Below are 14109 nucleotides of genomic sequence, written 5' to 3' on the forward strand. Positions count from 1 at the left end.
GTCTTGTGACGTCGTCAAATTTTAACGGATATCGATGACGAAGGTCGGTGCTGTAAAGCCGTCAGGCATAGCGACGCAGGCGTGAAGCAAAGTCCTGCAGCGCCTTGATCCCGCTTTGCTCGGCCCGATGACACCAGTCCTGCAGTTGCGCGAGCAGTTGTTCGCGCGACGCGTTGGAGCGATCCCACATGGCAGCCAGATCCTGACGCAACTCAATATACGTGCGCAGCTTGTGGTTGTCGGAGAAAAGCGCCGGCAGTTGCTGGCGTTGCGGCTCGTCCAGACCCGCCTCTTCCTTGTGCGCCCATTTGCGGGCACCGCGCATCAACTGGTACTTGTCCGCGGATCCGCCTTCTTTCAGCTTCGACAATTCCTGACGATACGCCCGCTTGAGCGCCTTGCCGTAACGCGCCATCACTTCGTAGCGATTCGACAGCACGGCTTGCAACGTGTCGTGATCGAGCACCGGCTTGGACGCCGACAGACGCGGCGTAGGCGCAATCTTCTTGACCTTGGCCAGCTTGAACGCCGACATGATGCGGATGTACATCCAGCCGATATCGAATTCGTACCACTTGTTCGACAGCTTCGCCGACGTAGCGTACGTGTGGTGATTGTTGTGCAGTTCTTCGCCGCCGATCAGGATGCCGAGCGGGAAGATGTTCGTGCTGGCGTCAGCGGAATTGAAGTTCCGGTAACCCCACCAGTGCGCCAACCCGTTCACCACACCAGCCGCCCAGAACGGAATCCAGATCATTTGCACGGCCCACACCGACAGCCCGACAAAGCCGAACAGCGCAACGTCGATCACCATCATGATGCTAATACCGAGAATGGGATAACGCGTATAGACGTTGCGTTCCATCCAGTCGTCTGGCGTGCCGTGACTGAACCTGCGCAAGGTTTCCTCGTTCTTCGCTTCCGAACGGTAGAGTTCAGCGCCTTGAAGCAGGACCTTCCAGATGCCGCGCGTTTGCGGGCTGTGCGGATCTTCCTCGGTCTCGCACTTGGCGTGATGCTTACGGTGAATCGCGGCCCATTGACCGGTCAGCATGCCCGTGGTCATCCAGAGCCAGAAGCGGAAAAAGTGGCTGACGACCGGATGCAGTTCCAGCGCGCGATGCGCCTGGCAGCGATGCAAATAGACGGTCACGCCGATGATCGTGATGTGCGTCATCACGAGAGTGAACACCACGATCTGCCACCACGAGAGGTTGAGCAGTCCGTTGGCGAGAAATTCAAGCGATGAATTCAGCAAGGCAATTTACCTGGAAGGCGGAAAAAATTAGCCGAACGAAAACAGGATCGACGGCTGTTGGGTACATGAAAGAAACATGCATCTGGTTCGACGGCATTTTACGCCATGCGTTCCAAGTCTTTGTGTCGATTAGGGAAAATTTTGATTTCGCGCAGGGTCAACAGGAAATTTGACCGCTAAATCGCGTCGCTGTTTAGTGCGGTAAACACGAATTTCCCGCTTTTGAAAGCTTTGGCCGGCGATTGAACGCGTTTCCACCGGCCAAAGCGAGCAGACTTTACTTATTCCTCAGTGGCTTCCCCAGACGCTTCCACAACTGCGGCTTCCTTGGCGGCAACCGGCAACCGTTCAAGTACGGCGGCAAAGAAACCGTCTGTGCCGTGCTTGTGCGGCCACAGTTGCAAATAGTCGCCTGTATCGAGGTCGATACGCTGCTCAGCCAGCACCTCACGTGCCGGAACCAGCTTGAAGCCGGGGTGCGTCGCGAGAAACTGATTGACCACGCCTTCGTTTTCCGCTTCCAGCATGCTGCACGTTGCGTAGACGAGACGGCCGCCCACCTTCACCAGCCGCGCCGCGCTGGTCAGGATGGACAACTGCTTCGGCGTCAGTTCGGCCACCGATTCCGGCGACTGGCGCCATTTCAGGTCCGGATTACGCCGCAGGGTGCCGAGTCCGGAACACGGGGCATCGACGAGAACACGGTCAATCTTGCCGGCCAGGCGCTTGATCTTGGCGTCGTGTTCGCTGTCGATCAACACCGGATTCACATTCGACAAACCGCTGCGAGCCAGGCGTGGCTTGAGTTTCGCGAGCCGGCGGTCCGACACGTCGAAGGCGTAGAGACGGCCCGTGGAACGCATCATTGCGCCGAGCGCCAGCGTCTTGCCGCCCGCGCCCGCACAGAAATCGACGATCATCTCGCCGCGCCGGGGCGCGACCAGCGAGCACAAAAGCTGGCTGCCTTCGTCCTGCACCTCGATCCAGCCATCCTGGAACGGCTGCAGACGCGTCAACGCCGGCTTGCCGTCTACACGCACGCCAAACGGGGCATACGGCATTTCGCCTGCATCAATACCCGCTTCGGTCAGCGTCTTGATAACCAGCTCGCGCGTGGCCTTGATCGGGTTCGCGCGCAGATCGAGCGGCGCCGGGTAATTCAGCGCGGCGGCGAGCAACGCCAGCTCTTCAGTGTCGAAGCGCTTCGTCATGGCGTCGTAGATCCACTGCGGCAAATTGGTCCGCACCCGCACCGGCAAGCTGCCCGGATCGATCTTCGAGACCTGGTTGAGCCACTGGTATTCATCGGCGGAAATGAAAGGCTTTACCGCCGACAGACCTGCCGTCTGCATCAGGCCCAGCAAGGCGAGACGCCGCGCGAGGTTGCCGCTGCCGCTTTCGGCGAGATGCGAAAACTCCATCTTCCGGCGCAACACGGCAAACACCGCTTCGGCGATCACGCCGCGTTCGTTGTGACCAAGCTTCGGATGCGCGCGGAAAAAGCGGCTGGTGGCCGCGTCCGCTGGGCCGCTGAAGCGCAAAACGTCAGCCAGCAACGTCTCCGTTTGTCCTATCAAAAATCCATGAAGCCTCATACGCCCTCCCCGGCAATGTCGGCAAAGAGCCATTGCGGCTCTGGTGGCGTGAGCACGACACGCTCGCCGTCGATGGCCAAACGCCCTTCGACGAACCAGCGCACCGCGCGTGGGTAAATAATGTGTTCGACCGCCAGCACGCGCGAAGCGAGCGCTGCGGCGTCGTCGCCGGCCATGACCGGCACCGCGGCCTGCGCGACGATGGGACCATGATCCAGCGTTGGCGTGACAAAATGGACGCTCGCGCCGTGCACGCGCACGCCGGCATCCAGCGCCTGCTGGTGGGTTTTGAGCCCCGGAAAGCACGGCAGCAGCGACGGGTGAATATTGATCATGCGGCCCGCGTAACGCTCGACGAAAGCATCGGTCAGTACGCGCATGAAGCCCGCGAGCATGACGAGATCCGGCTCGAAGCCGTCGATACTGCGTGCAAGCGCCTGATCGAAGGCATCGCGCGTGGTGAAATCACGGTGATCTACAACTGTTGCTGGAATCCCGTTCGCCGCCGCGAACGCAAGCCCGGCGGCGTCTGGGCGATTCGATATGACAGCGGCCACCTGCGCCCGCCAGCCTTCGCGCGCGCAAGCCCGCACGACGGTTTCCATATTGGTTCCCCGCCCGGAAATCAGGATGACGATTTTTTTCATCCACGGATTTTATCATTCGATGCTGTCAAAACCCGGCGAATCCGCCCGCCCCACAGTGCGCCCGGCCTCCGTCCTGTGCTGTGAGCGTTTATAATCGAACGCTTTGCGGCTTTGCCAGCCTCGCGCTGCGTGAGCCCTGCAAGACCGCATTTGGCTTGTTTTGAGCCCATTTAACCGCTAACCGCCGACCCAACCGATATCGTGAGAGTCTTTCGCGGCCTACCCAATGCCGAAAGCCGCGCGCCCTGTGCGCTGACCATCGGCAATTTCGACGGTGTCCACCGTGGCCATCAGGCGCTGCTCGCCCATGTGCGAGCCGCCGCGGACGCCCGCGGCCTGCCGGTCTGCGTGATGACCTTCGAGCCGCATCCCCGCGAATTTTTCAATCCCGCCGGCGCGCCGCCGCGCATCGCCATGTTGCGTGACAAGCTTGAAGCGCTGCGCACGAACGGCGTGGATCGCGTCGTAGTCGAACATTTCAATCACACCTTCGCCAGCCAGCCGCCCGATACGTTCGTCGAAAACGTGATCGTGAACGGGCTGCATGCGCGCTGGGTGATGATTGGCGACGATTTCCGCTACGGCGCCAAACGCGCGGGCGATTTTGAATCGCTGCAACTGGCCGGACACAAACACGGCTTCGAAGTCGAACAAATGGCAACGGTCGCGGACCTGAACGGCGCGCGTATTTCGAGTTCGGGCGTGCGGTCGTCGCTGGTCGCGGGCGATCTCGATGCCGCCCGCCTCGCACTCGGCCGCCCTTATGTGATTAGCGGCCACGTGGTCCACGGGCAAAAACTCGGCCGCGATCTGGGCTTTCCCACGCTCAACATGCCGATCGCCCACAAGCGGCCGGCGCTCGCGGGCATCTTCGTCGTGCTTGTGCATGGACTCGGACCCGACCCGCTGCCCGGCGTGGCGAGCCTCGGACTGCGCCCGACCGTCGACGATTCCGGCCGCGTGCTGCTTGAAACCTTCGTGCTCGACTGGCATGGCGACGCGTACGGCAAGCTCGTGCGTATCGAATTCCTGAAAAAGCTGCGCGACGAGGAGAAATACGTGGACCTCGAAACCCTGACGGCAGCCATAGCGCGCGACGTGACCAACGCCCGCGCGTATTTCGCTGCAGACGTGAACTCAAGTGGCCGCGACAGCGGTTTCGCCACCTCGGCCACCGACCGAATTAGGTGAGCGCGTGGCGCCGGGTGCTTGGCATTTTCATCAAGCCCCCGACGCGCCGCCCGCTGCCTCGCTAAACACGCACCTTCGAGCCCGTTCCCGAGCTTGTCCGCTTGGAACCGCCGCCTCACCGCCGCATCATCGAATAGATATCGAGTCATCCATGAGCAACAAGAAAGAAGCCAAGCCCCAGTCGAAGTATCCAGTCAACTTGCTGGATACACCGTTCCCCATGCGGGGTGACTTGCCCAAGCGCGAGCCGCAATGGGTGCAGGAATGGCAGGACAACAAGATCTACGAGAAGATCCGCGCCGCCAGCAAGGGCCGCAAGAAGTTCATCCTGCATGACGGCCCGCCGTATGCGAACGGCGACATCCACCTCGGCCACGCGGTGAACAAGATCCTGAAGGACATGATCGTGAAGGCGCGCAATCTCGCGGGCTTCGACGCGGTCTACGTCCCCGGCTGGGATTGCCACGGCATGCCCATCGAAATCCAGATCGAGAAGCAGTTCGGCAAGTCGCTGCCGGCACGCGAAGTGATGGAAAAAGCACGCACCTACGCGAGCGCGCAGATCGAAAAGCAGAAGCTCGGCTTCCGTCGTCTCGGTGTGCTCGGCGATTGGGACAATCCGTACAAGACGATGAACTTCACCAACGAAGCGGGCGAAATCCGCGCGTTGGGGAAAATCCTTGAGAAGGGTTATGTGTATCGCGGGCTGAAGCCGGTGAACTGGTGTTTCGATTGCGGCTCGGCGCTCGCTGAAGCTGAAGTCGAGTATCAGGACAAGGTCGATCCGACTATCGACGTGCTGTTCGCTTTTGCCGAGCCGGAAAAGACCGCGCAGGCGTTTGGCCTTGCCGCGTTGCCGAAGCAGGAAGGCGGCATCGTGATCTGGACGACGACGCCATGGACCATCCCCGCGAACCAGGCGCTCAACGTGCATCCGGAGATTGTCTATAGCCTCGTCGATACGGAAAAGGGTCTGCTGATCCTGGCCGCTGACCGCGTGGAAGAATGCCTGAAGCAATACGGCCTGACGGGTTCGACTATCGCGACCACGACGGGTGAGAAACTGAGCGGCCTGCGCTTTCATCATCCGCTGAGCGCGGCCCACCCTGGCTATAAACGCACCGCGCCCGTGTATCTGGGCGAGTACGTGACGACCGAAAGCGGCACGGGGATCGTGCATTCATCGCCGGCGTATGGCGTGGAAGACTTCGTGTCGTGCAAGGCGCATGGCATGACGGACTCGGACATCATCGGCCCGGTCATGGGCGACGGGCGGTATATCGAGTCGTTGCCGTTATTCGGCGGATTGTCGATCTGGGAAGCGAATGACCAGATCGTGGAAGCGCTGCGCGGCGCGAAGTCCCTGCTGAAAACCGAGCACTACAAGCACAGCTACATGCACTGCTGGCGCCACAAGACGCCGATCATCTATCGCGCGACATCGCAGTGGTTCGCGGGCATGGACGTGAAGCCCAACGATACGTCCCGAACGCTGCGCGAAACCGCGCTGGAAGGCATCGAGAACACCGCGTTCTTCCCTGCATGGGGCAAGCAGCGTTTGTACAGCATGATCGCGAATCGGCCGGACTGGACGCTCTCGCGTCAACGCCAATGGGGCGTGCCAATGGCGTTCTTCGTCCACAAGGAAACCGGCGACCTGCATCCGCGAACGCTGGAGCTGCTGGAAGAAGTGGCGAAGCGCGTGGAGGTGAGCGGCATCGAAGCGTGGCAAACGCTTGATCCGGCGGAATTGCTTGGCGACGAAGCCAACATGTATGAGAAGAATCGCGACACGCTCGACGTGTGGTTCGATTCCGGCACGACGCATTGGCATGTGCTGCGGGGCTCGCACAAGGATTCGCTGCAATTTCCGGCGGACTTGTACCTGGAAGGCTCGGACCAGCATCGCGGATGGTTCCATTCGTCGCTGCTCACCGCGTCCATGCTAGATGGCCGCCCGCCGTACAACGCGCTGCTCACGCACGGCTTCACGGTCGATGGCGAAGGCCGCAAGATGTCGAAGTCGCTGGGTAACGGCATCGATCCGCATGAAGTGTCGAACCGGCTGGGCGCGGAAATCATCCGCCTGTGGATTGCATCGACGGATTATTCGGGCGAACTCGCGATCTCCGAAGAGATCCTGAAGCGCGTGACGGAGACGTATCGGCGGATTCGCAATACGTTGCGTTTCCTCTTGTCCAATCTCTCCGATTTCGACTTCGAGCAGCACGCGCGTCCGCTGGAAGACTGGCTCGAAATCGATCAATACGCTGTCGCGCTCGCGCAGAACCTGCAAGACGATGTACTCGCGCATTACGAGAAATTCGAGTTCCATCCGGTTGTATCGAAGCTCGCGACGTTCTGCTCGGAAGATCTCGGCGGGTTTTATCTCGACGTGTTGAAGGATCGGCTCTACACCATGAAGCCCGATTCGCGCGAACGGCGCGCGGCGCAGACGGTGTTGCATCACATCGCGCATGGTTTGCTGCGGCTGGTCGCGCCGTATCTGTCGTTCACGGCGGAAGAGGCGTACAAGGTCCTGCAACCCGGCCACGACACCATTTTCACCGAGGTGTATCACAGCTATCCGCAAGTGCCCGAAGCCGGCGAACTGCTCGACAAGTGGACGCTGATCCGCTCGGCGCGCAGCGACGTCACCAAGGCGCTGGAAGAAGCGCGCACGGCGAATCTGATCGGTTCGTCGCTGCAAGCTGAAGTCGATGTCCGGGCAAGCGGCGCGCGGTACAACGCGCTGAATAGTCTCGGCGATGACCTCAGGTTCGTGCTGATTACATCGGCGGCGCGGTTGGTGAAGGTGGCCAGCGAAGCGGAAGAAGGCGTCGACGTGATTGCATCGACGTATCTGAAATGCGAGCGCTGCTGGCACTATTGCGCGGACGTGGGGGCATCGGCGGAACATCCTGGTTTGTGCGGCCGCTGTATCACCAATCTCTTCGGCAACGGCGAAACGCGGAGCGCAGCATAATGGCAAGAACGATGTCGAAACCCAGTCAAAGCAGTGGTTCACTCGCGCCGTGGTTGGGCGTCGCGCTGATCGTAATTCTCTTCGACCAGTTGTCGAAGATCGCGGTCGCGCGCGTGTTCACGTATGGCGAACCGCATGCGCTCACGCCGTTCTTCAACCTGTTCCTGATCTACAACCGCGGCGCGGCGTTCAGCTTTCTCGCCACCGCTGGCGGCTGGCAGCGTTGGGGTTTCACGGCGCTCGGCGTGGTCGCGGCTATCGTGATCTGCTACTTGCTGAAACGGCATGGCACGCAACGGTTGTTCTGCACGGCGCTGGCGCTGATCATGGGTGGCGCGATCGGCAATGTGATCGACCGGATTGCGTATGGTCACGTGATCGACTTTCTGGATTTCCACGTTAATGCGTGGCACTGGCCGGCGTTTAATCTCGCCGACAGCGCAATTACCATCGGCGCCGTGCTGCTCGTTTTCGATGAGTTGCGGCGCGTGCGCGGAGCGAAGTAACCAGCTTGACGGAGGCATCGTTGGACAACGCAGAACTCGCAGGAAAGCATCTCGTACTTGGGCTGTCAGGCGGTATTGCGTGCTACAAGATCGCCGAACTCACGCGTCTGCTGGTGAAAGCCGGCGCGACCGTGCAGATCGTGATGACCGATGCCGCCACCCAGTTCATCACGCCCGTCACCATGCAGGCGCTGTCCGGGCGTCCCGTGTACACATCGCAATGGGACGCGCGGATTGCGAACAACATGGCGCATATCGATTTGTCGCGTGAAGCCGATGCCATCGTGATCGCGCCCGCCTCCACTGACTTTATCGCCAAGCTAGCGCATGGCAATTGCGACGACTTGCTGTCCACGCTGTGCGTGGCGCGCGATTGTCCGTTGCTTGTTGTCCCCGCGATGAATCGCCAGATGTGGCAAAACCCGGCGACGCAACGCAACGTCGCGCAACTGCGTGCCGATGGCGTACAAGTGCTCGGCCCCGATTCCGGCGCACAAGCCTGCGGCGAAGTGGGCGATGGCCGGATGCTGGAACCATCGGCAACATTCGAGGCTATTTGCGCGTTCTTTCAGCCGAAGATTTTGCAAGGCCATCGCGTGTTGATTACGGCCGGTCCGACGTTCGAGCCGCTCGATCCTGTGCGCGGCATCACGAATCGCTCGTCCGGCAAGATGGGCTTCGCGCTCGCACGCGCGGCGGCCCAAGCCGGTGCAGATGTGCATCTCGTAGCCGGTCCGGTTTCGTTGGAAACACCTTGGGGTGTTTATCGCGAAGATGTGCAGACCGCGCAGCAAATGCACGACGCCGTGATGCATGCCACGCCGGATTCGGACATCTTTATCGCCGTGGCGGCAGTCGCGGATTGGCGCGTGGACCACTTGAGCGAGCACAAGATCAAGAAGACCGCCGACCAGCCGATGCCCTCCTTCACGTTCGTCGAAAATCCGGACATTCTCGCGACCGTCGCACGTCTGCCAAACCCGCCGTATTGCGTGGGTTTCGCGGCGGAAAGCGGGGACCTTGAGGTGCACGGCGAGGAAAAGCGCGCACGCAAGAATGTGCCCCTGCTGATCGGCAATCTTGGACCGCTGACGTTTGGTCTCGACGATAACGAGGTCGTCTTGTTTGAAGCATCCGGTATCACCCGCCTGCCACGCGCCGATAAAAAGCTGCTCGCGAAATTGCTGATCAGCGAGATTGCGAAGCGGGCGCCACGTGGCGGTTCGTTGCTGTCTTAGCTTTTTCCAGAGACCATGACGACGAAACTCTCCGTACTCGATCAAACGCCGGTCATTCACGGCCACAGCACCGCCGACGCAATCGCGGCCACGCTCGATCTCGCCCGTCTTGCCGATGACCTCGGCTACACGCGTTACTGGTGCGCCGAGCATCACGGTTTGCGCGGGGTATCGAATCCGTGTCCCGAGGTTTTGCTCGCGCGTATCGGCAGCATCACCCAGCAAATACGCATCGGCTCGGGCGGCGTCATGTTGCCCTACTACAGCTCGTTCAAGGTCGCAGAACAGTTCCTGATGCTCGAAGCGCTGTTCCCGAATCGCGTGGATCTTGGAGTTGGACGCGCACCCGGCGGCGATATGCGCACGGCGCAAGCGGTGGCCGCGGGCGACTACAATCGCGGCGATATTTTCCCGCAGCAAGTGGGCGAACTCGTCGGCCTGTTCGACGGCACGCTGCCCGAAGATCACCTCGCGCATGGCGTGTTGCTGCAGCCTGAAATTGCTACGCGTCCCGAGTTGTGGATGCTCGGTTCCAGCGATTTCGGCGGTCTGCTCGCGGCGCAACTTGGCATTCGTTTCGCGTTCGCGCATTTTATTAACGCGCAATATGGGCATCGGGTGGCGGAGGCGTATCGCGAGCGGTTTATATCGCGGAATGGGTCAACGCCTTATCTCGCCGCGGCTGTCTTCGTGATTTGCGCCGATACCGAAACGGAAGCAGCCGCACTCGAACGCGCGGTTGATCTACGCCGCGTGCAGATGGCGTACGGGTTGAACATGCCGATTCCATCGATTGCTCAGGGAGCAAATCAGGCGTTCGGCGAACGTGAACTGAGCGTGATTGCGCGGGAAAAAAATCGCAGCATTATCGGCACGCCGGAACGGGTGACCGAACAATTGCATGAACTTCAACAACGTTTCGACGCCGACGAACTGATCGTGCTGACCGTTGCAGGAAGTTATCCGGCGCGTTTGCGCTCGTATGAACTGCTGGCTGAAGCCTTCGAACTCAACAAACAGACTCCATGAAACTCGATATCAAGATCCTCGATGCGCGCATGCGCGACTATCTGCCCGCCTACGCCACGCCCGGCAGCGCCGGACTCGACCTGCGTGCTTGCCTGGATGAAGCCATTACGCTCGAACCTGGCCAGACCGTGCTGGTGCCGACGGGGCTGGCGATTCATATCGAAGATCCGGGTTATGCGGCGGTGATCCTGCCGCGTTCAGGGCTGGGTCATAAGCATGGTGTGGTGTTGGGGAATCTGGTCGGGTTAATTGACTCGGATTACCAGGGCCAATTGATGATTTCTACATGGAATCGCGGCGCGGCGGCGTTCACGCTGAACCCGTTTGAACGCCTCGCGCAACTGGTGATCGTGCCGGTGGTTCAGGCTACGTTTAATATTGTCGATGATTTCGCCCAGAGCGAGCGCGGCGCCGGTGGTTTCGGCAGCACGGGCAAGCACTGAGCTTCTAGCGCGGTATAAAAACCTTATGCGCGGCACGCCGCTGCGTACGTTCGAATGACCTGCCGCACGCGGTCCTGAACCAGCGCGAGCGGCTCGTTTTTGAGCAGACCACGCCGCACCGCCCAATACTGATCCGGCAAGGACTGGCTGAGCAAATTCTCCGGGATGTTCAAAGCGCTGAGGTTATCCAGCAGCTTTTCCGCGGCCGCGTTGATCTCTTGATCGGCCCAGTAATAACGCACGCGATCGCTATAACTGTACGTGCGTAAAACGTGTTGCTGCTCGGCATCGCCGTGATAATACTTTTCCCAGTTAGACGGCTTGCTCAGCATCACGCGCTCGACTACCGCTCGCAGATTGGATCGCTGACTCTCCGAAACCAATTGCGTTTCGATATCCGCTAAAGCGTACAACGCCTCGCGCAAGGCGAACGTCACGCCCGGGCCGACCTTGAGAATACGGAAGCCATCCCGCACCAAAACAGCCAATGCTTCAGGCGTCTGATAATCCGTGGAATGCGCCTCGAAAACCATGCCGGGTAAATCGTCCAGCGCGCTCTTCAACGACTCCGCACGCGATGGCACGTAATCGATCACCTTCGTGTGATCGAACTCAACGCCGGGTTGTACGACCAAAGCGACCACGCGCGACCACGCGTCTTGTATGCCCTGTTCTTGCCACGCTTTTTTGTGGACTAAAGCCGTTTCAATCGCCGCTTCACGCGATGTCGGCTCAACCACTTCCAACTCTTCCGCTGCACCGCCCGGCACCGGGACTTCCGTGCCGATCACATACACCGGACTCACGCTGAGACCTGCACGCTTCACAGCGGCCTCCGCAACCGCGCACAAACGCGCGGCCCTCGAAGCCACCACTGCATCCGACAGCCGCTCGGGGTCATCGGCGCATGACATGCTGGTATCGAGGTGAAGCTTCGTGAATCCCGCCGATGCATACGCATCGATCAACGCCTCGGCGCGTTGCATGGCTTCTTCGGCCGGAAGATGACGCCACGCGTTCGGTCCGAGGTGATCGCCGCCGAGAATCAGATGCTCGTGCGGGAAGCCAACACGTTCAGCAATCCCTCGCACGAAGTCGACAAAATCAGCCGGCTTCATGCCCGTATAACCGCCGTATTGATCGACCTGATTCGACGTCGATTCAATCAGCAACGGCGTCTCGTCTTCCAGCGCCTGCCGCATGGCCGCCTCGAGCACCCAAGGGTGCGCGGAGCAAATCGAATAGATCCCGGCAAGCCACGCCGACGCCGGATGCGCATTGCTCAAACGCGAGACGATCGAATTCATGACATCACTCCGTGGTTGCCGTTGCTAAAAATGCGTCCAGTTCGGCGAACGTCGCGGTGCCTTCCATTGGGCCCTTCACACCGACCGCCCGCGCGCCGCTTGCGCACGCGTATTTCAGCGCGCCATCCACGTCCATGCCCTGCGCGCGGCAACTGATGAACGTCGCGCCGAAGCAATCGCCTGCGCCAGTCGGATCGAGTTCCTCGACCTTGAAAGCGGGTCGATGCGTCTCGCCGTTGGTATCGAAGAAACTGCAGCCCTGCGCGCCGCGCTTGACCACCACTTCCTTTACGCCGCGCTTAAGCAATTCTTCGACAGCGCCCTGCTCCGTTTTAGCGCTCGCGAGCAACGTGACTTCGTGACCGCTCGGTAGAAAGACATCGGTGTAATCGAGGATGAAATCGAGCGCGTCGCGCATCTCCGGAATCCGCAGCATTTCCTTGCGGATATTCGGATCGAAACTCACTGTGCCGCCGTTCGTCTTCACCGTTTCGATAGCCCGCTTCATCGCTTCGATGATCCTGAACGAGAACAGCGACGACCCCATCACGTGAAAATTGCCACACGTCGCGAGCAGATCGTCACGCAAATTCGCCACCGACAACTGCGCCGACGCGCTGTTCGTAATGTTGTAGATGAAATCGCGATCGCCGTCTTCGCGATACGTGACGAATGCGCTGCCGGTAGTCGCGTCCTTCAGCACAGCAATGCCCGAAACATCCACGCCATCAGCGCGCAAGCGTTCGACGTTGAGCACGCCGAAATCGTCATCGCCTACGCAGCCGATCATCGCGCAGGGACTGCCAAGCTTCGCGACCTGATCGATGAAAATAGCCGGTGCGCCGCTCGCGAATGGACCAATGAGCGTGCCTGGTTCGCTAAATCGCTGGCCGATTTTAGTGGCCATGATCTCGACCAGAATCTCGCCCATCGCAACGATGGTGCCGGGTTTTCTGGAGGGAATACCGTTTGAGTTAGGCATGACGTTTCTTCGTTTGGACATCGATATAAAGCGCGATCGGATCACGATGCGTTGCCAGGAAAGCAAAACCAAGATCACTGATTGCGGAATTCAAGAATTCCTTCTTCCCGCCGATGCACGGCTAGTCCGGCTTTGAGAATCAGATCAAGTGTCGGCGGGTCGACGGCGTCATCGAGCACCAGTCCGCCCAGGCGGCTGACGTGACAGAAAGCCTCGCCTTCGCCTTGCAGCGCAGGTTGGTAAGCCACGACGGCACAGCGTTTGGCGTTTTTTAAAGCAGCTTTGAACACGCCTGCAAGACGTGGATCGGCGCACAGCAAATTGCCCTCGCGATCGATACCGGTCGCCTCAAGCACCGCCAGATCCAGCGACAGCGCAGACAGCGAACGTTCGGCGTCCGGGCCAAGCAGCACAGTGGAATCGTCATCCAGCAAACCGCCGGTGAGACGCAATTCGCAGCGCATGAAACGCTGGACGGTCGGCACCATCGCGATGTCGTTAAGCGTTAGCGCCAAGTTTGCGCGGTCAGCGAGCAGCGGCAACAGCTTGTGCGTAATCAATCCCGCGCCGATGAACACCGACGCGTGGTCATCGATAAAATCAGCCGCCATGCGCGCAATCGCCATGTCCGCAGCCTGCCGCGTCGCACTGGAAGCTACGGCCGCCAGCAAATTCTCGCCGGGCCGTTGAGCAACGTAGCGCGCCTTGCCAAACGCCCGGATCAGGTAGCGCTGCTGCTCCAGGTAGTTCAGGTCCGAGCGGATCGTGACGCTGGAAACGTCGAACGCCGTTGCGAGTTCGTCGACCGATACTTCGCCCCGCTTGCGGACAACTTCGACGATACGCAGACGCCGATGGAGCGAATTCTTGTTAGCCAGCACGGGCGACACCACCTTTGCACTTTCGTTTCGAAAGATTTTAGTTTCG

General features: G+C 60.1%; 12 protein-coding genes. 6 read left to right on the forward strand and 6 right to left on the reverse strand.

From position 1 onward, the window contains the following. Window positions 1-61: 61 nt before the first annotated feature. The 3 genes from ACSQ83_RS01930 to purN all read right to left on the reverse strand — a co-directional run bounded on the left by ACSQ83_RS01930 (window position 62) and on the right by purN (window position 3500). On the reverse strand, window positions 62-1258 hold the full coding sequence (locus ACSQ83_RS01930) for a DesA family fatty acid desaturase (RefSeq protein ID WP_414950974.1): 1197 nt from the start codon (window positions 1256-1258) through the stop codon (window positions 62-64). Between the two features lie 281 nt (window positions 1259-1539). Next, complete coding sequence (locus ACSQ83_RS01935) at window positions 1540-2853, reverse strand: RsmB/NOP family class I SAM-dependent RNA methyltransferase (RefSeq protein ID WP_414967216.1); 1314 nt, start codon at window positions 2851-2853, stop codon at window positions 1540-1542. Next, a complete protein-coding gene (purN, locus tag ACSQ83_RS01940) occupies window positions 2850-3500 on the reverse strand; it encodes a phosphoribosylglycinamide formyltransferase (protein ID WP_414967217.1) in 651 nt (216 codons plus the stop codon). Before purN ends, ACSQ83_RS01935 begins: the two co-directional genes overlap by 4 nt. A 201-nt stretch (window positions 3501-3701) precedes the next feature. Here purN and ACSQ83_RS01945 point away from each other — a divergent pair, with 201 nt between their 5' ends. The 6 genes from ACSQ83_RS01945 (at window position 3702) to dut (ending at window position 10893) form a co-directional block, all read left to right on the forward strand. Next, window positions 3702-4691: a bifunctional riboflavin kinase/FAD synthetase gene (locus ACSQ83_RS01945; RefSeq protein WP_414950971.1), complete on the forward strand. Its 990-nt coding sequence runs from the start codon at window positions 3702-3704 to the stop codon at window positions 4689-4691. 151 nt (window positions 4692-4842) lie between these two features. Further along, the gene (ileS, locus tag ACSQ83_RS01950) at window positions 4843-7677 is read left to right on the forward strand and encodes an isoleucine--tRNA ligase (protein WP_436227052.1); all 2835 of its coding nucleotides are present in this window, start codon (window positions 4843-4845) and stop codon (window positions 7675-7677) included. Further along, a complete protein-coding gene (lspA, locus tag ACSQ83_RS01955; RefSeq protein ID WP_436227053.1) occupies window positions 7677-8183 on the forward strand; it encodes a signal peptidase II in 507 nt (168 codons plus the stop codon). Before ileS ends, lspA begins: the two co-directional genes overlap by 1 nt. Before the next feature lie 20 nt (window positions 8184-8203). Continuing rightward, window positions 8204-9421, forward strand: a complete 1218-nt coding sequence (gene coaBC / locus ACSQ83_RS01960; RefSeq protein ID WP_414967221.1) for a bifunctional phosphopantothenoylcysteine decarboxylase/phosphopantothenate--cysteine ligase CoaBC — start codon at window positions 8204-8206, stop codon at window positions 9419-9421. A gap of 15 nt (window positions 9422-9436) precedes the next feature. Next, the gene (locus tag ACSQ83_RS01965; RefSeq protein WP_414950966.1) at window positions 9437-10450 is read left to right on the forward strand and encodes an LLM class flavin-dependent oxidoreductase; all 1014 of its coding nucleotides are present in this window, start codon (window positions 9437-9439) and stop codon (window positions 10448-10450) included. Further along, complete coding sequence (dut, locus tag ACSQ83_RS01970) at window positions 10447-10893, forward strand: dUTP diphosphatase (protein ID WP_414950965.1); 447 nt, start codon at window positions 10447-10449, stop codon at window positions 10891-10893. Before ACSQ83_RS01965 ends, dut begins: the two co-directional genes overlap by 4 nt. A gap of 23 nt (window positions 10894-10916) precedes the next feature. Here the strand turns inward: dut and ACSQ83_RS01975 are convergent, their stop codons facing one another. From ACSQ83_RS01975 to ACSQ83_RS01985, 3 genes are all read right to left on the reverse strand, one after another. Beyond that, window positions 10917-12200, reverse strand: coding sequence for a D-tagatose-bisphosphate aldolase, class II, non-catalytic subunit (locus tag ACSQ83_RS01975; RefSeq protein ID WP_436227054.1), 1284 nt, complete (start codon window positions 12198-12200; stop codon window positions 10917-10919). A 4-nt stretch (window positions 12201-12204) separates the two neighbouring features. Further along, a complete protein-coding gene (locus ACSQ83_RS01980; RefSeq protein ID WP_436227055.1) occupies window positions 12205-13182 on the reverse strand; it encodes a tagatose kinase in 978 nt (325 codons plus the stop codon). 74 nt (window positions 13183-13256) lie between these two features. Then, window positions 13257-14063 carry a DeoR/GlpR family DNA-binding transcription regulator gene (locus ACSQ83_RS01985; RefSeq protein ID WP_436227056.1) on the reverse strand — a complete coding sequence of 269 codons (807 nt, stop codon included), beginning with the start codon at window positions 14061-14063 and terminating at the stop codon, window positions 13257-13259. Window positions 14064-14109 lie beyond the last annotated feature (46 nt).

It is taken from the genome of Caballeronia sp. LjRoot29 (genome assembly GCF_964252755.1).
Classification (GTDB): domain Bacteria; phylum Pseudomonadota; class Gammaproteobacteria; order Burkholderiales; family Burkholderiaceae; genus Caballeronia.